General features: G+C 71.0%; 20 protein-coding genes. 11 read left to right on the top strand and 9 right to left on the bottom strand.

What is annotated here, in order from left to right:
• The first annotated feature begins 21 nt into the window (after positions 1–21).
• Both ACZ303_RS16135 and ACZ303_RS16130 read left to right on the top strand, forming a co-directional pair.
• Positions 22–1,143 carry a RecB family exonuclease gene (locus tag ACZ303_RS16135; RefSeq protein WP_467339327.1) on the top strand — a complete coding sequence of 374 codons (1,122 nt, stop codon included), beginning with the start codon at positions 22–24 and terminating at the stop codon, positions 1,141–1,143.
• Between the two features lie 13 nt (positions 1,144–1,156).
• Positions 1,157–1,828, top strand: coding sequence for a response regulator (locus ACZ303_RS16130; RefSeq protein WP_087928839.1), 672 nt, complete (start codon positions 1,157–1,159; stop codon positions 1,826–1,828).
• Between the two features lie 82 nt (positions 1,829–1,910).
• Here the strand turns inward: ACZ303_RS16130 and ACZ303_RS16125 are convergent, their stop codons facing one another.
• From ACZ303_RS16125 to ACZ303_RS16105, 5 genes are all read right to left on the bottom strand, one after another.
• The gene (locus ACZ303_RS16125) at positions 1,911–3,503 is read right to left on the bottom strand and encodes an ABC transporter substrate-binding protein (protein ID WP_467339326.1); all 1,593 of its coding nucleotides are present in this window, start codon (positions 3,501–3,503) and stop codon (positions 1,911–1,913) included.
• A 72-nt stretch (positions 3,504–3,575) separates the two neighbouring features.
• Positions 3,576–5,174 (bottom strand): ABC transporter substrate-binding protein, encoded by a 1,599-nt coding sequence (locus ACZ303_RS16120; RefSeq protein ID WP_467339325.1) that lies wholly within the window; start codon positions 5,172–5,174, stop codon positions 3,576–3,578.
• A gap of 474 nt (positions 5,175–5,648) precedes the next feature.
• Positions 5,649–6,344 (bottom strand): HAD family hydrolase, encoded by a 696-nt coding sequence (locus ACZ303_RS16115; protein ID WP_467339324.1) that lies wholly within the window; start codon positions 6,342–6,344, stop codon positions 5,649–5,651.
• Positions 6,345–6,631: 287 nt separating this feature from the next.
• The gene (locus ACZ303_RS16110; RefSeq protein ID WP_467339323.1) at positions 6,632–7,096 is read right to left on the bottom strand and encodes a hypothetical protein; all 465 of its coding nucleotides are present in this window, start codon (positions 7,094–7,096) and stop codon (positions 6,632–6,634) included.
• The gene (locus ACZ303_RS16105; RefSeq protein ID WP_467339322.1) at positions 7,093–7,338 is read right to left on the bottom strand and encodes a hypothetical protein; all 246 of its coding nucleotides are present in this window, start codon (positions 7,336–7,338) and stop codon (positions 7,093–7,095) included. Before ACZ303_RS16105 ends, ACZ303_RS16110 begins: the two co-directional genes overlap by 4 nt.
• Before the next feature lie 124 nt (positions 7,339–7,462).
• Here ACZ303_RS16105 and ACZ303_RS16100 point away from each other — a divergent pair, with 124 nt between their 5' ends.
• The gene (locus tag ACZ303_RS16100) at positions 7,463–8,230 is read left to right on the top strand and encodes a GntR family transcriptional regulator (protein WP_467339321.1); all 768 of its coding nucleotides are present in this window, start codon (positions 7,463–7,465) and stop codon (positions 8,228–8,230) included.
• An 8-nt stretch (positions 8,231–8,238) separates the two neighbouring features.
• On the top strand, positions 8,239–8,727 hold the full coding sequence (locus ACZ303_RS16095) for a hypothetical protein (RefSeq protein WP_467339320.1): 489 nt from the start codon (positions 8,239–8,241) through the stop codon (positions 8,725–8,727).
• Positions 8,728–8,755: 28 nt separating this feature from the next.
• On the opposite strand, the gene metH is transcribed toward ACZ303_RS16095, so the two are convergent.
• Positions 8,756–12,262 (bottom strand): methionine synthase, encoded by a 3,507-nt coding sequence (gene metH / locus ACZ303_RS16090; RefSeq protein ID WP_467339319.1) that lies wholly within the window; start codon positions 12,260–12,262, stop codon positions 8,756–8,758.
• A 249-nt stretch (positions 12,263–12,511) separates the two neighbouring features.
• Here metH and ACZ303_RS16085 point away from each other — a divergent pair, with 249 nt between their 5' ends.
• The 6 genes from ACZ303_RS16085 to ACZ303_RS16060 all read left to right on the top strand — a co-directional run bounded on the left by ACZ303_RS16085 (position 12,512) and on the right by ACZ303_RS16060 (position 19,958).
• Entirely contained in the window at positions 12,512–13,276 is a 765-nt protein-coding gene (locus tag ACZ303_RS16085) for an IclR family transcriptional regulator (RefSeq protein ID WP_467339318.1), read from the top strand.
• 299 nt (positions 13,277–13,575) lie between these two features.
• Positions 13,576–14,358 carry an MIP/aquaporin family protein gene (locus ACZ303_RS16080; RefSeq protein ID WP_467339317.1) on the top strand — a complete coding sequence of 261 codons (783 nt, stop codon included), beginning with the start codon at positions 13,576–13,578 and terminating at the stop codon, positions 14,356–14,358.
• A 41-nt stretch (positions 14,359–14,399) separates the two neighbouring features.
• On the top strand, positions 14,400–15,932 hold the full coding sequence (gene glpK / locus ACZ303_RS16075; protein WP_467339316.1) for a glycerol kinase GlpK: 1,533 nt from the start codon (positions 14,400–14,402) through the stop codon (positions 15,930–15,932).
• Between the two features lie 2 nt (positions 15,933–15,934).
• Complete coding sequence (locus ACZ303_RS16070; RefSeq protein ID WP_467339315.1) at positions 15,935–17,542, top strand: glycerol-3-phosphate dehydrogenase/oxidase; 1,608 nt, start codon at positions 15,935–15,937, stop codon at positions 17,540–17,542.
• 139 nt (positions 17,543–17,681) lie between these two features.
• On the top strand, positions 17,682–18,746 hold the full coding sequence (locus ACZ303_RS16065; RefSeq protein WP_467339314.1) for a glycoside hydrolase family 18 protein: 1,065 nt from the start codon (positions 17,682–17,684) through the stop codon (positions 18,744–18,746).
• A 159-nt stretch (positions 18,747–18,905) separates the two neighbouring features.
• Complete coding sequence (locus ACZ303_RS16060) at positions 18,906–19,958, top strand: PAC2 family protein (RefSeq protein WP_467339313.1); 1,053 nt, start codon at positions 18,906–18,908, stop codon at positions 19,956–19,958.
• Between the two features lie 62 nt (positions 19,959–20,020).
• Here the strand turns inward: ACZ303_RS16060 and ACZ303_RS16055 are convergent, their stop codons facing one another.
• The gene (locus tag ACZ303_RS16055; RefSeq protein WP_467339312.1) at positions 20,021–21,496 is read right to left on the bottom strand and encodes an MFS transporter; all 1,476 of its coding nucleotides are present in this window, start codon (positions 21,494–21,496) and stop codon (positions 20,021–20,023) included.
• Positions 21,497–21,542: 46 nt separating this feature from the next.
• On the opposite strand from ACZ303_RS16055, the gene ACZ303_RS16050 reads away from it, so the two are divergent.
• On the top strand, positions 21,543–22,406 hold the full coding sequence (locus tag ACZ303_RS16050; RefSeq protein WP_467339310.1) for a helix-turn-helix transcriptional regulator: 864 nt from the start codon (positions 21,543–21,545) through the stop codon (positions 22,404–22,406).
• Between the two features lie 24 nt (positions 22,407–22,430).
• On the opposite strand, the gene ACZ303_RS16045 is transcribed toward ACZ303_RS16050, so the two are convergent.
• Together ACZ303_RS16045 and mshC are read right to left on the bottom strand one after the other, a co-directional pair.
• Positions 22,431–23,396 carry an NHL repeat-containing protein gene (locus ACZ303_RS16045; protein ID WP_467339309.1) on the bottom strand — a complete coding sequence of 322 codons (966 nt, stop codon included), beginning with the start codon at positions 23,394–23,396 and terminating at the stop codon, positions 22,431–22,433.
• Positions 23,397–23,556: 160 nt separating this feature from the next.
• A complete protein-coding gene (mshC, locus tag ACZ303_RS16040) occupies positions 23,557–24,786 on the bottom strand; it encodes a cysteine--1-D-myo-inosityl 2-amino-2-deoxy-alpha-D-glucopyranoside ligase (RefSeq protein WP_467339308.1) in 1,230 nt (409 codons plus the stop codon).
• Positions 24,787–24,866: the final 80 nt, after the last annotated feature.

Here is a 24,866-nt window from a genome sequence, read left to right as displayed (position 1 = left end):
ACGGGCCGTAGGGTTCCTGTCATGGGATTCGCCACTGAGGAAAGCGCCGGGGACGCGGCCGGGTCGTCCGTGCCGCTCGGATCGGCCGGGCAGGCCGATCCGGCCGGCACGGTCGAGCCCGCCGCTCCGCCCGCGTCCGCGCCGTCCGTGCCCGCTCCGTCCGCGCCCGCACCGGCCGGGGACGCCCCGCCGGAGGCCGGGGAGCGGCGTGCGCGGCCCGCGGCGCGGCCCGCCGCGCTGTCGCCCTCGCGCGCCGGGGACTTCATGCGGTGCCCGCTGCTCTACCGCTTCCGTGTGATCGACAAGCTGCCGGAGAAGCCGAGCGCGGCGGCGACGCGGGGCACGGTGGTGCACGCGGTGCTGGAGCGGCTCTTCGACGCCCCGGCGGCCGAGCGGACCGCGCCGCGGGCCAAGGGCCTGGTGCCGGGTGAGTGGGAGAAGCTGCTGGCGGCCCGGCCGGAGCTGGCGGAGCTGTTCCTCCAGGACGACGGCTCGCACGACGCGGACCGGCTGGCGACGTGGCTGGCGGAGGCGGAGCGGCTGGTCGAGCGCTGGTTCACGCTGGAGGACCCGACGCGCCTGGAGCCCGCCGACCGCGAGCTGTACGTGGAGACGGTGATCGAGGGCGCGGGGGCCGGCGGGGCGTCGGGGTTGACGCTGCGCGGCTTCATCGACCGGGTCGACGTGGCGCCCAGCGGTGATGTGCGGATCGTGGACTACAAGACGGGCAAGGCCCCGGCGCCGCAGTTCCGGTCCGAGGCGCTGTTCCAGATGAAGTTCTACGCCCTGGTGATGTGGCGGCTGCGGGGCCGGGTGCCGCGCCGGCTCCAGCTGGTCTATCTGGGCAGCGGCGATGTGCTGACGTACGACCCGGCGGAGGCGGAGCTGCTGGTCGTCGAGCGCAAGTTGAGGGCCCTGTGGGAGGCCATCGAGCTGGCCACGGACACGGGCGACTGGCGGCCCCGCCCCACGAAGCTGTGCGGCTGGTGCGACCACCAGGCCGTCTGCCCCGAGTTCGGCGGCACTCCCCCGCCGTATCCCCTGCCCGTCGTGCCCGTGGAGGCCGTGGCGCCCGTCGTGGCGCAGCGGGACGGGCGGGTGACCTCCGAGGGGGCGGGCCAGGGCAGAATGGACGCGGTCTAACGAAGGAGTTCCCGTGGCGATCCGCGTCCTACTGGTCGATGACCAGCCGCTGCTGCGTACCGGCTTCCGGATGATCCTCGAGGCGGAACAGGACCTCGCGGTCGTGGGTGAGGCCGGGGACGGTCTCCAGGCGCTCGACCAGGTGCGGGCGCTCCAGCCCGACGTGGTGCTGATGGACATCCGGATGCCGCGGATGGACGGGGTGGAGGCGACCCGGCAGATCACCGGGCCGGAGCGGAACGGCCCGGCGAAGGTGCTGGTGCTCACCACCTTCGACCTCGACGAGTACGTGGTGGAGGCGCTGCGGGCGGGGGCCAGCGGCTTCCTGCTGAAGGACGCGCCGGCCCATGAGCTGGTGCAGGCGATCCGGGTGGTGGCGGGCGGCGAGGCGATGCTGGCGCCGAGCATCACCCGGCGGCTGCTCGACAAGTACGCCGGTCACCTGCCGTCGGGCGAGGAGCCGCTGCCGGACACGCTGCACACCCTGACCGACCGTGAGGTCGAGGTGCTGAAGCTGGTCGCGCGCGGGCTGTCGAACGCGGAGATCGCGGCCGACCTGTTCGTCAGCGAGACGACGGTCAAGACGCATGTCGGGCACGTGCTGACGAAGCTGGGCCTGCGGGACCGGGTGCAGGCCGCGGTCTATGCCTATGAGAGCGGTCTGGTGCGCCCCGGCGCGCAGTGAGCCGACGCCGAGAAGGCCGTGTGGCCCCGACCCTTGGTGAAGGGTCGGGGCCACACGGCGTTCGGCGGTGGTGCCTCGGCGGCTAGCCCTTGGCGGCCTTGCTGATCTCCCAGAATCGGAAGACGGTCGAGGCGTCGAGGGTCCACTGGAGGCCGGAGATGCGCTCGTTGGCCACGGCGTACTGCTTGCCCTGCCACAGCGGCAGGATCGGCAGGTCCTGGGCGACGGTGCTCTGCACCTTGGCGAAGTTGGGGATCGTCGCCGGGCGGTTGCCCTCGGCGGCGGTGGCCAGGATGCGCTCGGTGATGTCCTTGGAGTCGTAGTTGTTGAAGAGGACGTTGCCCTCACCGAAGAACGGGGCCGTGAAGTTGTCGGGGTCCGGGTAGTCGGGAACCCAGCCCTTGACGTAGACGCCGTACTTGCCGGCCTCCATGCCCTTCTCGTACTCCTCCAGCGGGACGCTCTTGACGTCCGCCTCGAAGAGCCCGCTCTTGTTGAGCTGGCGGGCGATCTCCTGGAACGCCGGCACGGTGCCCGGTCCGTAGCGGATCGGGGTGGCCCACAGGGTCAGCTTGACCTTGCCCTTGATGTCCGCGGAGTTGAGGGCGGCGGCGGCCTTGTCGCGCTGCGGCTGGTCGCCGTAGGTGTCGAAGAACGGGGTCTTGTGGCCCGTGATGCCGCTGGGAACGATGGAGTACAGCGGCTCGGCGGTGCGCTTGTAGACATCGCGTACGAGCGTGCCGCGGTCCACCAGGTAGGCGATGGCCTTGCGGACGCCGACCTTGCCGACCACCGGGTCCTTGGTGTTGAAGACCAGGTGCTGGACCTCGGCACTGGTGCCCTCGACGACCTTGAGGTGGTACTTGCCGGAGGCGGCGTCCAGGTCGGCGATGTCCTTCATGGCCAGACCACGGTAGGCGAGGTCGACGCTGCCGTCCTGGACGGCGGTCTTCAGCTCCGACTGGTTGCCGTGGAAGAACTTCATCGTGACGCCGCGGTTGTTCACGGTGCCGGCCGACCCCTGGTAGGAGGTGTTGACCGAGAAGCTGGCCTTCTTCTTGTCGAAGGAGTCCAGCTTGTAGACGCCGGAGCCGATGGCCTTGCCGTCGGTGCGCAGCCGGTCCGCCGGGTACTCCTCGCTGTCCACGATGGAACCGGCACCGGAGGCGATCTTCTGCGGGAAGGTGGCGTCGGACCGGTTGAGGTGGAAGACGACCGTGGACTTGTCCGGGGTCTGGATGTCCTTGATGGTCGACAGCAGCGAGTCGGCCGGACCCTTCTTGTCATGGATCTTGATCGTCCGGCGGAACGAGTAGGCGACGTCCTCGGAGGTGAGGTCGTGGCCGTTGCTGAACTTCAGCCCGTCCCGGAGCTCGCACTTGTACGTCGTGCTGCTCTCGTTCTCGAACTTGCAGGTCTTCGCGGCCTCCGCCTGAGGAGTGGTGCTCCCCTTGGGGAAGCTCATCAGCGACTGGAAGACATTGTTGAACAGCAGCCAGGAGCCCGGGTCGTAACCCGATGCCGGGTCGGTGGCCAGGACGTCGTCGGACATCCCCATGACCACCGACTCACCGGTGCCGCCGGCCTTGCCGTCTTCCGAACCGCACCCGGTGAGCAGGGCGGCGGCGAGCCCCGCACCGAGCGGGGCGGCAAGCCACTGGTCACGTTTCCTCACGTGCACGTTCCTCACAGTTTCCTTGATCGTCCGATGAGATCTTCGGCAGAACCGGTCTGACGAGCTGATGCCTCACACGCCGCGGCCCAGTTCCCACGGCTGTATCTCGGAGGCGGAGTTGAGAGCCCACTCGGCGCCGGTGACATTGTCCCGGGCCGCCACGTACTGCTTGCCCTGCCACAGCGGCAGCACCGGCACCTCCTCGGCGACGATGTCCTGGGCCTGCTGGAAGTACTTGGCGGCGGTATCGCGCTGCGCCGCCTCGCGGGAGTCGGGGATCAGCTGAGAGCTGATCTTGGCGTTCTGGTACGGGGAGCGGAGGAAGTTGTCCTTGCCGAAGAACGGGGCGACGAAGTTGTCCGGGTCCGGGAAGTCGGGGAACCAGCCCATGCCGTAGACGGCGTACTTGCCCTTCGCGGCCTCGGGCCGGAAGTCCGACCACTTCACGCCCTTGATCTTGGCGTTGAACAGCCCGCTGGCGTTGAGCTGCTTCTGGAGCGCCTGGAACGCCTTGGCGGTGGTCTCGCCGTAGTGGTCGTCGGTGTACGTGAGGGTCAGCGACACCGGCGTGGTGATGTTCGCGCCCTTCAGCAGGGCGCGCGCCTTGTCGGCGCTGGGCTCCCCGTACTTGTTGGAGAAGGAGTTCTGGTGGCCGGTGATGCCGCTGGGCACGAGGGAGTACAGCGGGTCGCTGGTGCGCTCGTAGGTGTCACGGGCCAGCGCCTGGCGGTCGACCAGCTGCGCCATCGCCTGGCGCACGGCCTTGTTCTTCACCGTCGGGTCGTCGGTGTTGAAGGCCAGGAAGCTGATCTCCTGCCCGGGGGCCTCCAGCAGGCGGACGCCCTTGTCCGAGGCGGCGCGCATCCGGCCGAGCTGCTCGGGAGTCAGGGTGCGGTTCATGATGTCGATGTCGCCGGACTTCAGCGCGCCCTCCATCGACTTCGCGTCGTCGAAGAAGCGCATCTCGACCTTGTCGTTCCGCACCTCGACCGCGCCCTGGTACTGCTTGTTCCGGGAGAAGACGGCCTTGACGACGCGGCCGTCCTTCTCCTGGGTGTCCAGGGTGTACGGGCCGGAGCCGACGACCTTGAAGCCGTTGTCGAGCTTGTTCTTGGCGTACGTCTCGCTGTCGACGATGGCCGCGGCCGGGGTGGCGATCTTCTGCGGGAAGGTCGCGTCCGGCGACTTGAGGTGGAAGACGACCTCGAGGTCGTTCGGGGTCTCCACCGAGTCGATGTTGCTGAGCAGCGACACCGGGCCGTTCTCGAAGTTGATGGTCCGGGCCCGGTCGATGGAGAACTTCACGTCCTCCGCGGTGAGCGCGTGCCCGTTGGAGAACTTCAGGCCACTGCGCAGGGTGCAGCGGAACTGCTCGTTCTTGCGGTCCCCGAAGGCACACTTGGAGGCCGCGTCGGCAACCGGCGCCGTACCGGAGCGGGGCAGCCGCAGCAGCGTCTGGAACGTGCTGTGCAGGACGTTCCACGCGCCGATGTCGTACGCGGCGGCCGGGTCGAACGGCGCGGGCGCGTCGGTCGTCTCCTCGAACCGGTCGGTGGTGCCGATGACGATGGCGCCGCTGCCCTTCCCCGCTCCGTCACTCCCGCCACAAGCGACGAGCACGGGGGCGAGGAGGGCTGCCAGGGTCGGCAGCGCCAACGTCTTGCGATTCATTGTGTGGGGTACTCCCTGTGATGCGATCGGTTCCCGGGACCATACCGACGTCTGACGCGTCGGCCCACCGGGCAGCCATGAAGTTCTCGCGAAAAGATTAGTGCGCGGGGCCACTCCCCCCGGAACACGGTGAAGTTGACGCAATATCACGCGGCGATAACGGTGCCGATTCACCGATATCCGGACGCGGGAACGATTCACGCACGAGATCATCAATCAGGACACAAGGGTGCGCTTCCACGGCATAAAAATGCCATGGCGTGATCGATTCCCCACCCGCCACCCCTTGACCCGGTGACGAAACTCACTCACGGGTCGTTCGCGGGGTCCTTCGAAGACCGCCGGAATTCAGCCGGGACTTTCGTCACGGAAAACAATCGCCCCGACGCCGAGAGTTCCATGAACATTTCCGGCGGCCACGCTCGGTGCACGCGTCGGTGCATTCGGGTCATGGACCCCAGGATCAGCCCTTCATCAGCCCTTCATCAGCCCGCGGAGAAATCGGAGATCGACTTCTTCCAGCGAGCCGACGACCGTGCGCCCGGCCGCGGCCGGGATCGGCGCGACGGACGGCACCGCCACGACCCGGCAGCCGGCCGCCTCCGCGGCCCGTACGCCGGTCAGGGTGTCCTCCACCACCGCGCACCGCCCCGGCTCCACCCCGAGCCGGGCCGCCGCCAGCAGATACGGGTCCGGGTGCGGCTTCGTACGCTCCATCTCGTCGCCCGCGACGGTCAGCGCGAAGTTCTCGGGTCCCAGCGTGCTGAGCACCTTGTCGATGATCGTCCGGTGCGAGGCGGACACCAGTGCGGTCGGCACGGAGTGCGCGGCCAGCTCGGCGAGGAGTCTGCGGGCGCCGGGCATCAGCGGCACCCCGCCGCCGATCATCTCGGAGAAGCGGGTGTTGAGCAGGACGGTGAGCTCGGTCAGCGCGATCTTCGCGCCGGTCTCCTGGATGAGGAACGAGGCGCTGCGGGACATGGGCCCGCCGACGACCACCTGGCGGTACTCCTCCAGCAACTGATGCCCCAGCTCGGCGAAGACGGCCACCTCCACCTCCCACCAGAACCCTTCGGTGTCGACGAGGGTGCCGTCCATGTCGAGCAGAACCGCCTGCAGGGCCGAACCTGCGGTCGGACGGGACGCGACCGCGGGAATGCTGCTGGTCATCCGTGCACACCTCCTGGGGGACACGAAGGCCGGCCCGGGCAAACCCTTACGGGTCCGCCGGACCGGCCTTCACCGGACCGACAATTCTACGGCGGCGGGCGCGGGACGTCTCTTCGATATCCGGGCCGACGGCTACGGCCTGTGGCCACACGGACAGGCGCAACGCAGCCGCTCGACGAGGTGACGGCCCGGGCGCGCGCCGATGCGACGAATGCCGGTGCCCCCGGGGCAGGCCGAGTGCCGGCCGAGCCGGCATTCGGGTGTCGTGTACGGCCGGGGCTCCCGCGTCACGGGCACGGGGTGGCCCTTCCGGCCAGGCGGCGATGGGCGACTTCGAGTGCGGCGCGGAGCTCGTCGGCCGAGGTGAGGATGTGCGCCCGGCCGTCGTCCCCGTCCGGCAGGACCCACACCCGCTCCCCGGCGTACCTGCCCGGCGGCGGGGTGAACAGCTCCGCGCCCCGGCGGTACGGGGTCACGCCGGGCACGTCCCTGAAGCCCTTGCCGCTCCCGAGCGGAAGCAGCCACCACATCGCGCGCTCGACGCCGCCCATGACGTACGGGCCGATGTGGTCGCCGCGTGTCTTGAGCTGCGTGATGGCGGCGGTGGCCACAGCGAAGTCGAGGCGTACGAGGTCCCACTGGCGCCCGACCATGAGGGGCGCGGGATGGCCCACGGCCCAGAGGCGGGTGACGGCAGGGGGATCGGCGGCGGCTTGCGCCAGCCAGTGCTTCGCGTCGGGGCGAGCGGTCACTTGTCTCTCCTCTGGTCCAGTTCCGCCCAGACGATCGCGCCCTGTTGGGTGCAGTCGTGTCCGTACCGGTCCGCACCCGCGAGCGCGGCGAGGACGGTGCGGCGGGCCTTGTCGCTCAGTTCCGGCGGGAGGTCGACCTCGACGCGGACGCGCTCGGAGTTCTCGTCGGTACGCGGCTCACGCCGTGTCGCCGCCTCGAAGTGGGCGGCGAGCACCATGGCCTGGACCCTTGCAGTACGCACAGATGTCCCCGAGTGAGCAGGTGATCACGTAACGTATTTCTAATGCATTAGAATCCACCTGATGCATTAGGTTGTCAATTCCCCAGCAGGAGACGCCTCGTCGGTACAGCACGGAGAGAGCCGCATGGCCGCACAGAAGCCGCCGTACATGCGCGTGGCCGAAGACCTACGCCGTCGGATCGCCGCAGGTGAGTGGGGTGTCGGTGAGCGTCTGCCCTCGCGTGCCCAATTGGCCGCCGGTTACGACGTGGGCCCCAACGTTCTCCAGAAGGCGCAGGAGCGCCTCATCATCGAGGGCCTGTTGGAGGGCCGCGCCGGGTCCGGCACCTACGTGCGGCAACCGCGCGAGCGGCTGCGCATGGTGCGCTCCCGGCACCGCGAGCCGCGCGGTGACTCGCCCTTCCGCTCCGACATGCGGGAGCAGGGGCGGCGCGGCACGTGGGATTCGCACTCCGAGGCGCGCGTCGCGGCACCGGGTCGCATCGCCCAGCGCCTCGCGATCGAGCCCGGCGACCCCTGCGTCCGGACCGTCTACGAATTCCTGGCGGACGGCCGTCCCGTGCAGCTCTCCGAGAGCTGGGAGCCCATGGCCATCACCGGTGATACGCCCGTGGTCCTGCCGGAGCTCGGGCCGCTCGCCGGGACGGGGGTCGTCGAACGGATGCGGTCCATCGGGGTCGTCATCGAAACCGCCGTGGAAGTCCCGCGCCCGGCACGGGCCACGCAGGCGCAGGCGAATCTGCTGGGCATCAGCCTCGGCGACCTCATCACCGAGATCGAGCGGACGTACTTCGACGTCGAGGGACGGCCCGTCGAGACGGCCGATATCGTCGTGCCGGACGCCCGTTGGGAGATCGCCTACGAGATCCCGATAGACCAGGCCGGCTCGTAGCGGGGGCCATGAACACCGAGACCGTCACCGCCATATGCGCCGTCGTGATCGCCGTCGCCTCCCTTGCCGTCTCCGTCTTCGAGGTGCGGGCCACGCGGCAGCACAACCGGCATGCCGTGCGGCCCATCCTGCAGTTGCATCAGGGCTGGCCGCCCGGCGGGAGGGCGGGGATACGGCTGACGAATTCCGGGCTCGGGCCGGCCGTCGTCGTCCATACCGTGGTGAAGCTCGACGGCCACGTCATCGGCGCGTGGCACCGGCACGACGTCGACACCCTGCGCGACGCGCTGCCCGTGCACCCCGACGCCGTGACGTTCGGCGAGCGGGAGGTCGTCCCGACCGCCTACGCGCAGTACCTGCTGAGCGTCGACGCCTACGACCCGCGTGCGCACGCCGGGTTCAAGGAGCTGGTCGAGCGGCGGCTCACCCTGGAGGTCCGTTACGAGTCGCTGTACGGCGGCGAGGACTTCCGGGTCGCCCTGCGGCCCGGCCGCTGAGCCGGACCGCCAAGGCGAGCGCCCGGCGCTACCGCGCGTTGAAGTACTTCGCCTCCGGGTGGTGGATGACGATCGCGTCCGTCGACTGCTCCGGGTGGAGCTGGAACTCCTCCGACAGGTGGACGCCGATCCGCTCCGGCTCCAGGAGGGCGGCGATCTTGCCGCGGTCCTCCAGGTCGGGGCACGCTCCGTAGCCCAGGGAGAAGCGGGCGCCGCGGTACTTCAGCGCGAACATGTCTTCGACGTCCGCCGGGTCCTCGCCGCCGAAGCCGAGCTCGGACCGTACGCGGGCGTGCCAGTACTCGGCCATGGCCTCCGCCAACTGGACGGACAGGCCGTGGAGTTCGAGGTAGTCGCGGTACGCGTCCGCCGCGAAGAGCTCCGCCGTGGCCTCGCCGATCCGGGAGCCGACCGTGACGACCTGGAGGCCGACCACGTCCGTCTCGCCGGACTCCTCCGGGCGGAAGAAGTCCGCCAGGCACAGCCGGCGCCCGCGCCGCTGGCGCGGGAACGTGAAGCGGGTGCGCTCGGTGCCGTCCTCGTGGAGGAGGATCAGGTCGTCGCCCTTGGAGACGCAGGGGAAGTAGCCGTAGACGACGGCTGCTTCGAGGAGGTTCTCCGTGTGGAGTTTCTCCAGCCAGCCGCGCAGGCGGGGGCGGCCCTCGGTCTCGACCAGTTCCTCGTACGTCGGGCCGCCCGCGCGGGCCTGCTTCAGGCCCCACTGGCCCTTGAAGAGCGCGCCCTCGTCCAGCCAGGAGGCGTAGTCCTTCAGCGGGATGCCCTTGACCACCCGCGTGCCCCAGAACGGCGGCGTCGGGACGGGGTTGTCGACGGAGACATCGGAACGGACGGAACCCTCCGGCTCCTCGGCCTCCGGCACAGGCGTCGCCCGCTTCGGCACGCGCCGCTGCTTCAGCTCCGGCAGCGCCGCCCCGGGGACGCCGCGCTTGACGGCGATGAGGGCGTCCATCAGGCGCAGGCCCTCGAACGCGTCGCGGGCGTAGCGGACCTCGCCCTCGTAGATCTCGTGCAGGTCCTGCTCGACGTAGGCGCGGGTGAGGGCGGCGCCGCCCAGGATCACCGGGTAGTCGGCGGCCAGCTTGCGCTGGTTGAGCTCCTCCAGGTTCTCCTTCATGATCACGGTGGATTTCACCAGGAGGCCCGACATGCCGATGACGTCGGCGCGGTGCTCCTCGGCCGCTTCGAGGATCGCGGAGACCGGCTGCTTGATGCCGAGGTTGACGACGTTGTAGCCGTTGTTGGAGAGGATGATGTCGACGAGGTTCTTGCCGATGTCGTGGACGTCGCCGCGGACCGTGGCCAGCACGATGGTGCCCTTGCCCTCGGAGTCCGACTTCTCCATGTGGGGTTCGAGGTAGGCGACGGCGGTCTTCATCACCTCGGCCGACTGGAGGACGAACGGCAGCTGCATCTGGCCGGAGCCGAACAGCTCGCCGACGACCTTCATGCCCTCCAGCAGCGTGTCGTTGACGATGTCGAGCGCGGGGCGGTCCCGGAGCGCCTCGTCGAGGTCGGTCTCCAGGCCGTTCTTCTCGCCGTCGATGATGCGGCGCTGGAGCCGCTCGTCCAGCGGCAGGGCCAGGAGCTCCTCGGCCTTGCCCGCCTTCATCGACTTCATGTTGACGCCCTCGAAGAGCTCCATGAGCTTCTGCAGGGGGTCGTAGCCCTCGGCGCGCCGGTCGTGGATGAGGTCGAGGGCGACCTTGACCTGCTCCTCCTCCAGGCGGGCGATGGGGAGGATCTTCGAGGCGTGGACGATGGCCGAGTCCAGGCCGGCCTTGACGCATTCGTCGAGGAAGACGGAGTTCAGGACCACTCGGGCGGCCGGGTTGAGGCCGAAGGAGATGTTCGACAGGCCCAGCGTGGTCTGGACGTCCGGGTGGCGGCGCTTGAGCTCGCGGATCGCCTCGATCGTGGCGATGCCGTCCTTGCGGGACTCCTCCTGGCCGGTGCAGATGGTGAAGGTGAGGCAGTCGATGAGGATGTCGGACTCCTGCACCCCCCAGTTGCCGGTGAGGTCGTCGATCAGCCGCTCGGCGATGGCCACCTTGCTCTCGACCGTACGGGCCTGGCCCTCCTCGTCGATGGTCAGCGCGATCAGCGCCGCGCCGTGCTCGGCGGCCAGCGCCGTGACCTTCGCGAACCGCGACTCGGGCCCGTCGCCGTCCTCGTAGTTCACGGAGTTGATGACCGCGCGGCCGCCGAGCTTCTCCAGGCCGGCGCGGATGACGTCCACCTCGGTGGAGTCGAGCACGATCGGCAGCGTCGACGCGGTGGCGAAGCGGCCCGCCAGTTCCTCCATGTCGGCCACGCCGTCGCGGCCGACGTAGTCCACGCACAGGTCGAGCATGTGCGCGCCCTCGCGGATCTGGTCGCGGGCCATCTCCACGCAGTCGTCCCAGCGGCCCGCGAGCATGGCCTCGCGGAACTTCTTCGAGCCGTTGGCGTTGGTCCGCTCGCCGATCGCCATGTAGGCGGTGTCCTGGCGGAAGGGCACGGTCTGGTAAAGCGAGGCCGCGCCGGGCTCGGGGCGCGGGTTCCGCTCGCCGGGGCGCATGTCCCGCACCCGCTCGACGACCTGCCGCAGATGCTCCGGGGTCGTACCGCAGCAGCCGCCGATCAGAGACAGCCCGTACTCCCGCACGAACGTCTCGTGCGCGTCCGCCAGCTCCTGCGGCGAGAGCGGATAGTGGGCGCCGTCCTTGCCCAGGACCGGCAGACCGGCGTTCGGCATCGCCGACACGCGCGTGCGGGCGTGCCGGGAGAGATAGCGCAGGTGCTCGCTCATCTCCGCCGGGCCCGTGGCGCAGTTCAGACCGATCATGTCGATGCCCAGCGGTTCCAGCGCGGTCAGCGCGGCGCCGATCTCCGAGCCGAGGAGCATGGTGCCGGTGGTCTCCACGGTCACCTGGACCAGCAGCGGCAGGTCCGCGCCGGCCGCCTGAAGGGCCCGGCGGGCGCCGATGACCGACGCCTTCGTCTGGAGCAGGTCCTGGGTGGTCTCCACCAGGACCGCGTCCGCGCCGCCGGCGATCAGGCCCTCGACGTTCTGCTGGTAGGCGTCGCGCAGCTTGGTGTACGGGGCGTGGCCCAGCGTCGGCAGCTTCGTGCCCGGACCCACCGAACCCAGCACCCAGCGGGTGCGGCCGTCGCCCGCGGCGAACTCGTCCGCGACCTCGCGGGCGATGCGCGCACCCGACTCCGACAGCTCGAAGATCCGCTCGGGAATGTCGTACTCACCCAGCGCGGCGAGGTTGGCGCCGAAGGTGTTGGTCTCCACGCAGTCCACACCGACCGCGAAGTACTCCCTGTGCACCGCGGCCACGATGTCGGGGCGGGTCACGTTGAGGATCTCGTTGCAGCCCTCCAGCTGCTGGAAGTCCGCCATGCTGGGGTCCTGCGCCTGGAGCATCGTGCCCATCGCCCCGTCGGCCACCACGACCCGGGAGGCGAGGGCCTCCCGCAGTTCGGAGGCTCGGGCGGTGTGTGCGGTCGATGGCGTGAACGAGGCCATGGAAGTGCTCCCGGGGTTGCGACGGCTGTCGGCTTTGCGCCCTCCGGCAGAGGGCGCACGCCGTCAGCGTAGCTGGCGACGCCGACGGAGCAACGGGTGTCCCACCGCTTGATACGTACGCCATACGCGCGTGACCTGGGCATGGCCACTTCTGAGCGATCATGGAAGGGTCGGCGGTCAGCTATCTCTCGGTCGACATCGGCCGATAGTGTTCAGCATTGCCGAACGGCATGTGGAGGAGGTTGCGCGATGGCACGGACCATCCAGTCGCTCGAACGGGCGGCGGCGATGCTACGGCTGCTCGCGGGGGGCGAGCGGCGACTGGGGCTGTCCGACGTGGCCTCCGCGCTGGGGCTGGCGAAGGGCACCGCACACGGCATTCTGCGGACCCTGCAGCAGGAGGGCTTCGTCGAGCAGGACCCGGCGTCCGGGCGCTATCAGCTCGGTGCCGAGCTGCTGCGGCTGGGCAACAGCTACCTGGACGTGCACGAGCTGCGGGCCCGCGCTCTGGTGTGGGCCGACGACCTCGCCCGGTCGAGCGGCGAGAGCGTCTATCTGGGCGTGCTCCACCAGCAGGGCGTGCTGATCATCCACCACGTCTTCCGGCCGGACGACAGCCGCCAGGTGCTGGAGGTCGGCGCGATGCAGCCGCTGCACAGCACGGCGCTGGGCAAGGTGATCTCCGCGTACGACCCGGTGGCGCACAGCGAGGTGGCCGAGGCCGACCGCGAGGCGTTCACCCCGCACACCGTGACCGGCCTGGCCGACTTCGAGGGGATCCTGGACCTGACCCGGGCCCGCGGCTGGGCGGCGGACGTCGAGGAGACCTGGGCGGGTGTGGCGTCGGTCGCCGCCCCCATCCACGACCGGCGGCGGATGCCGGTGGGCGCGGTGGGCATCACCGGCGCCGTGGAGCGGGTGTGCGAGAACGGCGAGCTGCGGGCGCAGCTGGTCGCGGCCGTACGGGACTGTGCGCGCGCCGTCTCCCGCGACCTGGGTGCCGGCCGCTTCTGAACACGGACGATCACGCCGGATTCCGTCCGGTCGGGCCCGTAGGTCGCGGTTAGGTTACTGCCGGGTATCGATCGCCTACTTCCAGCCTCTTGGCCGGGACTTTTCGGTCACAGAACCCTTGACGCACCTTTGACCGTGGAGAAAACTGCCGTTCATCGGTCGGCATTGTCGAACACCTAACGACAATATTCGCTATGGTGGGGTACGCCGCGGGCCGATCACAGCCCTCTCGGAGGGCGCGGACCACCGGAGGGACCCGGGGTTCGCCTTCCCCTGGACGAAGGACAAAGGAGTCGCGGGTGTCCAGCTCCGACATCTTCATCGGCGAGACCATCGGTACCGCCGTGCTCATCCTGCTGGGCGGTGGCGTGTGCGCCGCCGTCACCCTGAAGCGCTCCAAGGCGCTCAACGCGGGATGGCTCGCCATCACATTCGGGTGGGGTTTCGCCGTACTGACGGGCGCGTACATCGCCAACCCGTCCGGTGCGCACCTCAACCCGGCCGTCACCCTCGGCCTGGCCATCGACGGTGGCACTCCGTGGAGCGACGTACCGCTCTACATCGGCTCCCAGATGCTCGGCGCGATAATCGGCGCGACGCTGGTGTGGGTCACGTACTACGGGCAGTTCAAGGCACACATGACCGACCCGGAGATCGTCGCCGCCACCAGCGGCCACGAGGGCATGGTGGACAAGTCCGCCTCCCCCACCGCCGGGCCCGTGCTGGGGATCTTCTCCACCGGCCCCGAGATCCGCAACGTCGTGCAGAACCTCGCCACTGAGATCATCGCCACCACGGTGCTCGTGCTCGCGATCCTCACGCAGGGGCTCACCAAGGGCCTGGCCGTCAGCGGCACCGGTGTCCTGATGACCGCGTTCGTGGTCGTCGGCATCGGCCTCTCGCTCGGTGGTCCGACCGGTTACGCGATCAACCCCGCCCGCGACCTCGGTCCGCGAATCGTGCACGCGCTGCTGCCGCTGCCGAACAAGGGCGGCTCCGACTGGAGCTACGCCTGGATCCCGGTGGTCGGCCCGCTCGTCGGTGCCGCGCTCGCCGCGGGCATCCACAAGATCGCGTTCTGAGCATCCGCCGAGACCTTCAGAATTCCAGGAGCACACCACACATGACCACCACCGGCACCCACGGCCAGGGCCCGTTCATCGCGGCGATCGACCAGGGCACCACCTCTTCGCGCTGCATCGTCTTCGACCGCGACGGGCGCATCGTCTCCGTCGACCAGAAGGAGCACGAGCAGATCTTCCCGAAGCCGGGCTGGGTCGAGCACGACGCCGTCGAGATCTGGAACAACGTCCAGCAGGTCGTGGCCGGCGCCGTCGAGAAGGCGGGCATCACGTCCGCCGACGTCAAGGCGATCGGCATCACCAACCAGCGTGAGACCACGCTGCTGTGGGACAAGAACACCGGCGAGCCCGTCCACAACGCCATCGTCTGGCAGGACACCCGCACCGACGGTCTCTGCAAGGAGCTCGGCCGCAACGTCGGCCAGGACCGCTTCCGCCGCGAGACCGGCCTGCCGCTGGCGAGCTACTTCTCCGGCCCGAAGGTCCGCTGGCTGCTCGACAACGTCGAGGGCCTGCGCGAGCGCGCCGAGCGCGGCGACATCCTCTTCGGCACCATGGACTCCTGGGTCATCTGGAACCTCACCGGTGGCACCGAGGGCGGCGTGCACGTCACCGACGTCACCAACGCCTCCCGCACCATGCTGATGAACCTGCGCAACCTCGCCTGGGACGAGCGCATCGCGGACTCCATGGGCATCCCGGTCGCCGTGCTGCCGGAGATCCGTTCCTCCGCCGAGGTCTACGGCACCGCCAAGGGCGGCGCCCTGGACGGCGTCCCGGTCGCCTCCGCGCTCGGCGACCAGCAGGCGGCCCTGTTCGGCCAGACCTGCTTCTCCGAGGGCGAGGCCAAGTCGACGTACGGCACCGGCACGTTCATGCTGATGAACACCGGCAGCGAGCCCGTCAACTCCTACAACGGCCTGCTGACCACGGTCGGCTACCGCATCGGCGACCAGGCCCCGGTCTACGCCCTCGAGGGCTCCATCGCCGTCACCGGCTCCCTCGTGCAGTGGATGCGCGACCAGATGGGCCTGATCAAGAGCGCGGCCGAGATCGAGACGCTCGCCAGCTCCGTCGAGGACAACGGCGGCGCGTACTTCGTACCGGCCTTCTCCGGCCTGTTCGCCCCCTACTGGCGCTCCGACGCGCGCGGTGTCATCGCGGGTCTGACCCGCTACGTCACCAAGGCGCACATCGCCCGCGCCGTGCTCGAGGCCACCGCCTGGCAGACCCGCGAGATCACCGACGCCATGACGAAGGACTCCGGTGTCGAGCTGACCGCGCTCAAGGTCGACGGCGGCATGACCTCCAACAACTTGCTGATGCAGACGCTCTCGGACTTCCTGGACGCCCCTGTGGTGCGCCCGATGGTCGCCGAGACCACCTGCCTCGGCGCCGCCTACGCCGCCGGCCTGGCCGTCGGCTTCTGGCCGGACACCGACGCGCTGCGCGCCAACTGGCGCAGGGCCGCCGAGTGGACCCCCCGCATGGACGCGGACACGCGTGACCGCGAGTACAAGAGCTGGCTCAAGGCCGTCGAGCGGACCATGGGCTGGATCGAGGACGAGGAGTAATCATGACAACCCCGCAGAGCGTTCCGACGCTGGGAACGCACCCGGCTGCCGGTTCCAACCCGAGCCGCGCCGAGACCCGGGACCGACTGTCGAACGCGACATACGACCTCCTGGTGATCGGTGGCGGCATCCTGGGCACCTCGGTGGCCTGGCACGCCGCGCAGTCCGGTCTGCGGGTCGCGATGGTGGACGCCGGCGACTTCGCCGGCGCCACCTCCTCCGCCTCCTCCAAGCTCGTCCACGGCGGTCTGCGCTACCTGCAGACCGGCGCGGTCAAGCTGGTGGCGGAGAACCACCACGAGCGCCGGGTGCTGGCCAAGGACGTGGCTCCGCACCTGGTCAACCCCCTCACCTTCTACCTGCCGGTCTACAAGGGCGGCCCGGTGGGCGCGGCCAAGCTCGGCGCCGGTGTGTTCGCCTACTCCGCGCTGTCCGCCTTCGGCGACGGCGTCGGCAAGGTCATCTCCCCGGCCAAGGCCAAGGCCGACAACCCGGGTCTGCGCACGGACAACCTCAAGGCCGTCGCGGTCTACTACGACCACCAGATGAACGACTCGCGCGTGGCCGTCATGACGGTCCGCGCGGCCGTCGAGTCCGGTGCGGTCGTCCTCAACCACGCCGAGGTCACCGGCCTGCGCTTCACGCACGGCAAGGTGACGGGCGCGGAGCTCAAGGACCGCACCGACGGCACCGAGTTCGGTGTCGACGCGCGCGTCGTGCTCAACGCCACCGGCCCGTGGGTGGACCACCTCCGCAAGATGGAGGACAAGGGCGCGGACCCGTCGATCCGCCTCTCCAAGGGCGCGCACATCGTGATGAAGCGCAAGTCGCCGTGGAAGGCCGCCATGGCCACCCCGATCGACAAGTACCGCATCACCTTCGCCCTGCCGTGGGAGGACCAGCTCCTGCTGGGCACCACCGACACCCAGTACGAGGGCGACCCGGCGGACGTGCGCGCCACCGAGGCCGACATCCAGCAGATCCTGGACGAGGCCGCGTTCTCCATCCAAGACGCCGACCTCGACCGCGACCTGATGACGTACGCCTTCGCCGGCCTGCGGGTGCTGCCCGGCGGTCCGGGCGACGTGGCCCAGGCCAAGCGCGAGACGGTCGTCAGCGAGGGCAAGGGCGGCATGCTCTCCGTCGCCGGCGGCAAGTGGACGACCTACCGCCACATCGGCCGTACGGTCATGAGCAAGCTCGCCAAGCTGCCCGGCAGCCCGCTGACCGAGGACATGGAGCCCATCTCCAGCCTGGTCCGCCGCACCCCGCTGCCCGGCGTCGCCAACCCCAACGCCGTCGCGCACCGCCTGCTGGTGGACCGCGAGCCCGGCAGCCGCATGGACCCGCTGACCGCCCGTCACCTGGCCTCGCACTACGGCTCGCTGTCCTTCGACATCGCGCGCCTGGTCAACGAGAACCCGGAGCTCGGCGAGCGCATCCACCCCGACGGCCCGGAGATCTGGGCCCAGGTCGTCTACGCCCGTGACCACGAGTGGGCCGAGACGGTCGACGACGTGCTGCGCCGCCGTACGACGCTCACGATCCGCGGTCTGGACACCGAGGACGTGCGCGCCCGGGTCAAGGGCATGCTGAACGACAAGGGCTGACACCCGGCACCGCCCGTGCGCCCCGAGGGGAGAGACGCTCCGCGCGTCTCTCCCCTCGGTGTGTCCGCGTCGGTGTGTTCCCGGCAACCGGCCGGACCGCGATCGCGTCACTTCAGGAAAAGAAGGAGCGATTCTCTATATGGAACGGCCGGATCCGCGCAAAATCCTGTCCAAAGTACGCGGCTGGCGGCCGCGCCGACGAGTGGTGATCCGCATCGCGATCGCCCTGGCCGTGATCCTGCTGCTGCCGCCCGCCCTGGCCGGCAGCGCGCTGCGGGCCGCCTACGCCGGGGCGCCCGCCGACGACGCCGTCACCCGGGGCCGGGACGCCATCTGGCTGGGCCACGCCTGGGTCGACGGCCGCAAGGGCCCCGCGGAACTGGCCGGCCTCAAGCGGAAGATCGCCGACACGGGCATGCGCGACCTGTACGTGCACGCCGGGCCGCTGGAGCACGACGGCACGCTGCCCGCCTCGGCCTACCCGCGCGCGAAGTGGCTGGTCGAGTCCGTGCACCGCGAGCTGCCGGGCGTACGCGTCCACGCCTGGCTGGGCGACAAGGTCGTCCGCCGCGGCGAGGGCGACGGCGGACTGCGGCTGGATTCGGTGTCCGCGCGCACGGCGGTGGTGGAGAGCGCCCGCCAGGTGCTGCGGGCCGGGTTCGAGGGCGTCCACCTCGACGTCGAGCCCGTACGCACCGGCGACGCCTCCTTCCTCGCGCTGCTGGACGCCCTGCGCCCGGCGGTGCGGGCCGGCGGCGGGGTGTTCTCCGTCGCCGCGCAGCAGATCGACCCGCTGCCCTCGATGCACCGGGCGGCGCACGTGCTGGGCAGCCCCAAGTGGTGGACGCAGAAGTACTTCGGCCAGGTCGCCCGCCGCGTGGACCAGATCGCGGTCATGTCCTACGACACCGCGCTGCCCGTGGAGAGCCTCTACGGCGGCTATGTGGCCCGCCAGACGGCCCTCGCCCTCCAGGCCACCTCCACCGGCACCGACCTGCTGATGGGCCTGCCCTTCTACCACACCGACGATCTCGGCCACCACGGTCACGCGGAGACGGCGGCGGCCGCCGTCCGCGGCGCCCGGCTGGGCCTGGGCCGCGAGGACCGCGGCCGGCAGCGCTTCGGCCTGGCGCTGTACGTCGACTTCGCCGCCACCGAGGACGACTGGCGCGCCTACCGGCGGGGCTGGGGCGCCCGAACGTGAGGAGAGGGTGAGGAGTGCTCGTACAGGGGCTGCGAAGGGGGGGCGCGGAAGTCGTAGTCTTGGGGTCGCACGGCAGAAAGAACGCTGCCAGGAACAACACTGCACAGAACGGCAACCGGTGCCACGGACCTGTCCGCACCGGTCGGAAGGAGGCGCTGGGTGATCGAGCTTGAGGGGGTTCCCGAGCTGATCGACCCGGTCATGATCTGTGCCTTCGAGGGCTGGAACGACGCCGGGGACGCCGCCTCCAGCGCGGTCGCGCACCTGGACCGGGAGTGGAAGGGCGAGGTCTTCGGCGCACTGGACGCCGAGGACTACTACGACTTCCAGGTCAACCGCCCCACGGTCTGGCTGGACGGCGGGGTCCGCAAGGTCACCTGGCCGACCACCCGGCTGTCCGTGGTGCGCACGGGCGGCGGCGACGGCAAGGGCAGCGGCACGGGGCGCGATCTGGTCCTGGTGCGAGGCATCGAGCCGAGCATGCGCTGGCGCTCGTTCTGCAACGAGATCCTGGGCTTCGCCCATGAGCTGGGCGTGGAGATGGTGGTGATCCTGGGCTCGCTGCTCGGCGACACCCCGCACACCCGGCCGGTGCCGGTCAGCGGTGTGACCTCCGACCCGGACCTGGCCCGCACCATGGATCTGGAGGAGTCCCGCTACGAGGGCCCGACCGGGATCGTCGGCATCCTGCAGGAGGCGTGCAGCCACGCGGGCGTGCCGGCGGTGAGCCTGTGGGCGGCCGTCCCGCACTACGTCTCCCAGCCGCCGAACCCGAAGGCCACCCTGGCGCTCCTCAACCGCCTGGAGGACCTGATCGACGTGCGCATCCCGCTGGGTGAACTCCCCGAGGACGCGCGGGCCTGGCAGCTGGGCGTGGACCAACTGGCGGCCGAGGACAGCGAGGTCGCGGAGTACGTGCAGTCGCTGGAGGAGGCGCGCGACACCGCCGACCTGCCGGAGGCGTCCGGCGAGGCGATCGCCCGCGAGTTCGAGCGCTATCTGCGCCGCCGCGACCAGCCGCCGGCCCCGGGCCAGCCGGGCGGCCTCGCGGCCGAACCGGGCCTGACCGAGGGCCGGGACGGCTCGTATCTCCGCGACACCACGAGCGGCCGCACCCGCCCGCCGCGGCCCCCGGCCAAGGACGACGGGGCCGCGCCCCCGTCCGCCGCCGGGGAGGACACGGAGGAGGAGGGGCCGGACGGCGAGAGCTGAGTCCGGAGCCGGTTCCGCACGGTGCCCGGGGCACCCGCGTCGCGCGGGCGCCCCGGGCACTGTCATGCCGCGGGGCGTGCCGCCCGCCCGGCGTCCGGCAGCAGCGCGGGCAGGACCGCGAGGACGAGCGTCAGCGCGAGGTGGAACACCGTGGCGACCGCCAGCGCGTGCCCGTACGCGCCGACGTCGTGGTGCGTCGCACCGCCCAGGCGGCCGAAGTACAGGATGCCGACCAGGGCGACGCCGACCGCGCCGCCGACCTGCTGGCCGGTGGACAGGACGCCGGAGGCCATGCCGACCTCCGAGGGCGCGATCCGGGAGAGGACGGCGTGCAGCAGCGGGGGTACGAGCAGCCCGTTGCCGGCGCCGATCAGGATCAGGGCCAGGGCCAACTGCCAGGCGCTCAGCCCGTTCCCGGTGCCGAGGGCGAGGGCGATCGTGAGCCCGTAGCCCGTGGCGCCGACGAGTGCTCCGGCCTGGAGTACGCGCCGGCCGTACCGGGCGAGGCGTTGGGCCAGGAGGTTGGTGGCGAAGAAGGCGGCAGCGAAGGGGACGTAGACGAAGGCGGCGCCCAGCGCGCTCGCCCCCAGGCCGTCCTGCAAGGTGAGCGTGAGGACGAGGACGTAGGAATTGATGCCCGCGTAGGTGAGGAGGACCAGGGCCATGCCGACGGCGAACGGCCGTTCCCTCAGCAGCCGCAGCCGTACGAGGGGTGAGCCGCCCCGCGCGTCGACGCGGCGCTCCACGGCGGCGAAGACGGCGAAGGCGACGGCGCTGCCGGCCAGGCTGAACCAGGTCCACAGCGGCCAGCCGCGCTCGCGGCCCTCGATCAGCGGCACGACGAGCAGGAACAGCGCGGCCGTCAGCACCGCCGCGCCGGGCAGGTCGAGACGCCGGGCCCCGGGCACCCGTGACTCGGGGAGGTGCACGGCGGCCAGCGCGAGGGTCAGCAGTCCGATCGGTACGTTGACCCAGAAGACGGGTCGCCAGGAGGAGCCGAAGAGGTGGGCGGCGACGAGCACGCCGCCCAGCAGCTGGCCGGCCGTCCCGGACACCCCGATGACCGCTCCCAGGGCGCCGAACGCCTTCGGCCGCTGCCGGTCCGGGACCAGCACCTGGATCATCGAGAGCACCTGCGGGAACATCACGGCCGCGCTCAGCCCCTGGAGCAGCCGGGCGGCGATCAGGCCGTTCGCACCGGGGGCGACCGCGCAGGCCACGGACGTCAGGGTGAAGAGCGCCATGCCGGTCATGAACATCCGCTTGCGGCCGAACAGGTCGCCGAGGCGGGCACCGGTGATCAGGCCGGTGGCGTAGGTGAGTTGGTAGCCGGCCAGGACGAGCTGGATGTCGGCGGCGGAGGCGTTCAGGTCGGCCCGGATGGCGGGGGCCGCGACGAGGACGATGAAGGTGTCGAGCACGGCCATGAACGCCCCGACGAGCGCCACGGACAGGGCCCGCCACGGCGACGGGCCGCCCTCCTCGGGTGCCGGGGGCGCCGACGGCGGTGCGGGGGCCGGGCGTGGGGTGTGCGTCATGACCTCGATCCTCGGGCGGTCGGGTCCGGGCATACAGTGGCCACTTATGCTGGTATCCGGACCACCCCCGAAGCCCCCCGCGGACGCCGCGCGCCGGCGGTCCCTCGCGGAGTTCCTGCGGTCACGGCGCGAGCGGATCACCCCCGCCGACGTGGGCATTCCGGCCGGGCCCCGCCGCCGTACGCCCGGTCTGCGCCGGGAGGAGGTCGCGCAGCTCTCCGGTGTCAGCGTCACGTGGTACACGTGGCTGGAACAGGCCCGTGTGATCACGGTGAGCCGGCAGGTGCTGGAGAGCCTGGCGCGGGCGTTGTCGCTCGACGCGGCCGAGCGGCGGCATTTGTTCGCGCTGGCCGGTGAGCCGCTGCCGGAACGTCCGCCGGCCGAGGGCCCCGGGCCGGCGCTCCAGCGGCTGGTGGACGCGCTCGATCCGCACCCGGCGTATCTGCTCGACGCCGGCTGGGACCTGGTGGCGTGGAACCGCGCCGAGGCCGGGCTGATCGGCGATCCCGCGCTGCTGCCGCCGGAGCGGCGCAATCTGCTGCGGCTGATGTTCACGGATCCGGCGATGCGTACGCTCGCCGTCGACTGGGCCGGGCAGGCGCGGCACCTCCTCGCGCAGTTCCGGGCGGACGCGGAGCACCGCGTGGGGGATCCCCGCCTGGACCGTCTCACGGGCGAGCTGCGGGAAGAGAGCGCGGAGTTCCGTAGGTGGTGGGAGGCGCACGACGTCGCCGATTTCCGGTCCAACCGGCGGGAGTTCCGCCATGCCCGGGCCGGTCTCCTCGCCTTCGACTACGTGAAGCTGGCGGCGCTGGACGCGCCGGGCGTCAAGCTGTTCGCCTGCATGCCGGCGGACGAGGAGACCGCCCGGAAGCTGCCGGGGCTGGTCGATCCGGGGGTACCGGGCTGAGGCGGTCGCCTCGGTCGCCGGGGTTCAGCGCACCCGGTCCACCGCCACCGCGTCGTACCGCGTGGTCGGCGTCGGCTGCACGTCGAAGCGGGAGTTGGGCAGGTAGAGCCGGTCGCCGTACGCGGCCACCGTGGTCGGGATCCGGAAGCGCGGGTCGGTGATGCGGGCCACGGCTCGGCCCCGCAGGCCGGTGGCGTCCAGGTGGAAGACGTCGACGGCGTTCTGGACCTGCTGGACGATGTAGAGCGTCCGGCCCAGGAGCAGCGCGCCGTCGCCGTCGGGGAGCTTCTTGCCGCCGAGGTCGACGCGGCGCGCGTCGCCGGTGCGCGGGTCGACGCGGAAGAGGGTGCCGCCGTCCGCGTAGACGTTGATGACCAGCAGCGCCCTGCCGTCGGGGGTGCGTTCGATGCCGTTGGTGGTGAAGGCGTCGCCGGGGGCCTCGGCCCACTCGCCCTTCAGGGGCAGCGTCACCACGTCGCGGGCGGGCGGCAGTTCGCCGCGCGGGCCGAGCGGCAGGCCGTAGAGCTGCGCCTGGGCGGAGTCGGTGAACCAGGCGGCCCGTGGGGTGAGCACCACGTCGTTGACGAAGGTGGCGGCCCTGCCTACCTCGTACGTGGCGAGGATCCGGCCGGCGCGCCCGTCGACGACGCGCAGCTGCCGGCTGGGGCCGCCCGCGATGAAGATCCGGCCGCGGGCGTCGCTCTTGAGGCCCACGGTGGGGGCGTCGGTGCCCGTCGGGATGGTGACGCCCTTGCCGGTGACCAGGCTCACGCGGTGGAGCGCGCCGCCGCCGAGCGAGCCGAACCAGGCGTACGGGCCGGGGCCGGTGGCGATGCCCTCGGGGCGGAAGCCGTCGGGGAGGGGGAAGGCGGTGGGCCAGTCGTGCGCGGCATGGGCGTGGGCCGCGGGGCCCGGCGGCCCCACGACCGCTGCCGCGCCGAGTGCGGCGCCCGCCCCGAGCAGTCTTCGCCGTGCCAGGGAACCTGCCATGGTGTGCGTCCTTCCGGGCCGTGGGAGAGTGACCGGCTCACCGAAGCACAGCGCCGCGGACCGCCACACGGAGCACACAAGGATCTGCACAAACGAATGGGGGCGCTCCCGGTGGGGAGCGCCCCCTGTCGGAGGTGCGGGATCAGCTGTCGCCGGTCGCCTACAGGGCGATGCCGAGCAGCGCGTCGGCGGTCCGGGAGACCAGGCCGGGCGCGCCCTCGTCCGTACCGCCGTCGGCGGTCTGGGCGGCGGCCCAGCGGTCGATGGCGGCGAGCGCGCGCGGTGCGTCGAGGTCGTCCGCGAGGGCCTCGCGGACCTCCTCCACCAGGGCGTCGGCGGACGGGCCGTCGGGCCGGGAGACGGCCGCGCGCCAGCGGGCGAGGCGCTCGACGGCCTCGGTCAGGACGTCGTCGGTCCACTCCCAGTCGGCGCGGTAGTGGTGGGCGAGCAGCGCCAGCCGGATGGCGGCGGGGTCGACGCCGTCGCGGCGGAGCTTGGAGATGAAGACGAGGTTGCCCTTGGACTTCGACATCTTCTCGCCGTTGAGGGCGACCATGCCGGCGTGGACGTACGTCTGCGCGAAGGGGTGCTCGCCGGTGAGCGCCTGGGCGTGCGAGGCGCCCATCTCGTGGTGCGGGAAGACGAGGTCGCTGCCGCCGCCCTGGACGTCGAAGCCCATGCCGAAGTAGTCGAGGGCGATGGCGACGCACTCGATGTGCCAGCCGGGGCGGCCGGGGCCGAGGGAGGCGCCGTCCCAGCTGGGCTCGCCCGGGCGGGCGGCCATCCACAGCATGGGGTCGACGGGGTTCTTCTTGCCGGGGCGCTCGGGGTCGCCGCCGCGCTCGGCGGACAGCAGGCGCATCGCCTCCGCGTCGAGGCCGGAGACGCCGCCGAAGGCGGGGTCGGAGGCGACGGAGAAGTAGATGTCGCCCTCCAGCTCGTAGGCGGCTCCGGCGTCGCGGAGCCGCTCCACCAGCGGGACGATCTTGGGTATCGACTCCACGGCGCCCACGTAGTGGCGCGGCGGGAGCATCCGCAGGGCGGTCATGTCCTCGCGGAAGAGGGCGGTCTCACGCTCGGCGAGGGCGGTCCAGTCCACGCCGTCCCGGATCGCCCGCTCCAGCAGCGGGTCGTCGATGTCGGTGACGTTCTGGACGTAGTGAACCTGCCGCTTGGTGTCGAGCCACACGCGCTGCACGAGGTCGAACGCGTTGTAGGTCGCCGCGTGCCCCATGTGGGTGGCGTCGTACGGCGTGATGCCGCAGACATAGATACGGGCGACGGGGCCGGGGACGAGGGTCACCCGTCCACCGGTCGCGGTGTCGTGGATCCGGAGGTCGCGGCCACTGCCAGGCAGGGCGGGTACCTCAGAAGCGGGCCAGGCATGCATGTCTTGAAGCGTAACCGGACGCGTGTTCCGGATACGAACCGGACCGGGCTGTTGGCCCAATAGGCACTCTTGCGTCTGCC

Source organism: Streptomyces sp. NPDC023527 (assembly GCF_055560115.1).
This window is presented reverse-complemented; position numbering and strand designations above follow the sequence as displayed.

What these genes read in the sequence shown, in the direction of transcription:
- glpK (WP_467339316.1), top strand. Translation starts at nt 14,400, where the DNA reads ATGACCACCACCGGCACCCACGGCCAGGGCCCGTTCATCGCGGCGATC.
- ACZ303_RS16050 (WP_467339310.1), top strand. Translation starts at nt 21,543, where the DNA reads ATGCTGGTATCCGGACCACCCCCGAAGCCCCCCGCGGACGCCGCGCGC.
- ACZ303_RS16115 (WP_467339324.1), bottom strand. Translation starts at nt 6,344, where the DNA reads ATGACCAGCAGCATTCCCGCGGTCGCGTCCCGTCCGACCGCAGGTTCG.
- ACZ303_RS16045 (WP_467339309.1), bottom strand. Translation starts at nt 23,396, where the DNA reads ATGGCAGGTTCCCTGGCACGGCGAAGACTGCTCGGGGCGGGCGCCGCA.
- mshC (WP_467339308.1), bottom strand. Translation starts at nt 24,786, where the DNA reads ATGCATGCCTGGCCCGCTTCTGAGGTACCCGCCCTGCCTGGCAGTGGC.
- ACZ303_RS16065 (WP_467339314.1), top strand. Translation starts at nt 17,682, where the DNA reads ATGGAACGGCCGGATCCGCGCAAAATCCTGTCCAAAGTACGCGGCTGG.
- ACZ303_RS16070 (WP_467339315.1), top strand. Translation starts at nt 15,935, where the DNA reads ATGACAACCCCGCAGAGCGTTCCGACGCTGGGAACGCACCCGGCTGCC.
- ACZ303_RS16135 (WP_467339327.1), top strand. Translation starts at nt 22, where the DNA reads ATGGGATTCGCCACTGAGGAAAGCGCCGGGGACGCGGCCGGGTCGTCC.
- ACZ303_RS16095 (WP_467339320.1), top strand. Translation starts at nt 8,239, where the DNA reads ATGAACACCGAGACCGTCACCGCCATATGCGCCGTCGTGATCGCCGTC.
- ACZ303_RS16055 (WP_467339312.1), bottom strand. Translation starts at nt 21,496, where the DNA reads ATGACGCACACCCCACGCCCGGCCCCCGCACCGCCGTCGGCGCCCCCG.
- ACZ303_RS16085 (WP_467339318.1), top strand. Translation starts at nt 12,512, where the DNA reads ATGGCACGGACCATCCAGTCGCTCGAACGGGCGGCGGCGATGCTACGG.
- metH (WP_467339319.1), bottom strand. Translation starts at nt 12,262, where the DNA reads ATGGCCTCGTTCACGCCATCGACCGCACACACCGCCCGAGCCTCCGAA.
- ACZ303_RS16120 (WP_467339325.1), bottom strand. Translation starts at nt 5,174, where the DNA reads ATGAATCGCAAGACGTTGGCGCTGCCGACCCTGGCAGCCCTCCTCGCC.
- ACZ303_RS16100 (WP_467339321.1), top strand. Translation starts at nt 7,463, where the DNA reads ATGGCCGCACAGAAGCCGCCGTACATGCGCGTGGCCGAAGACCTACGC.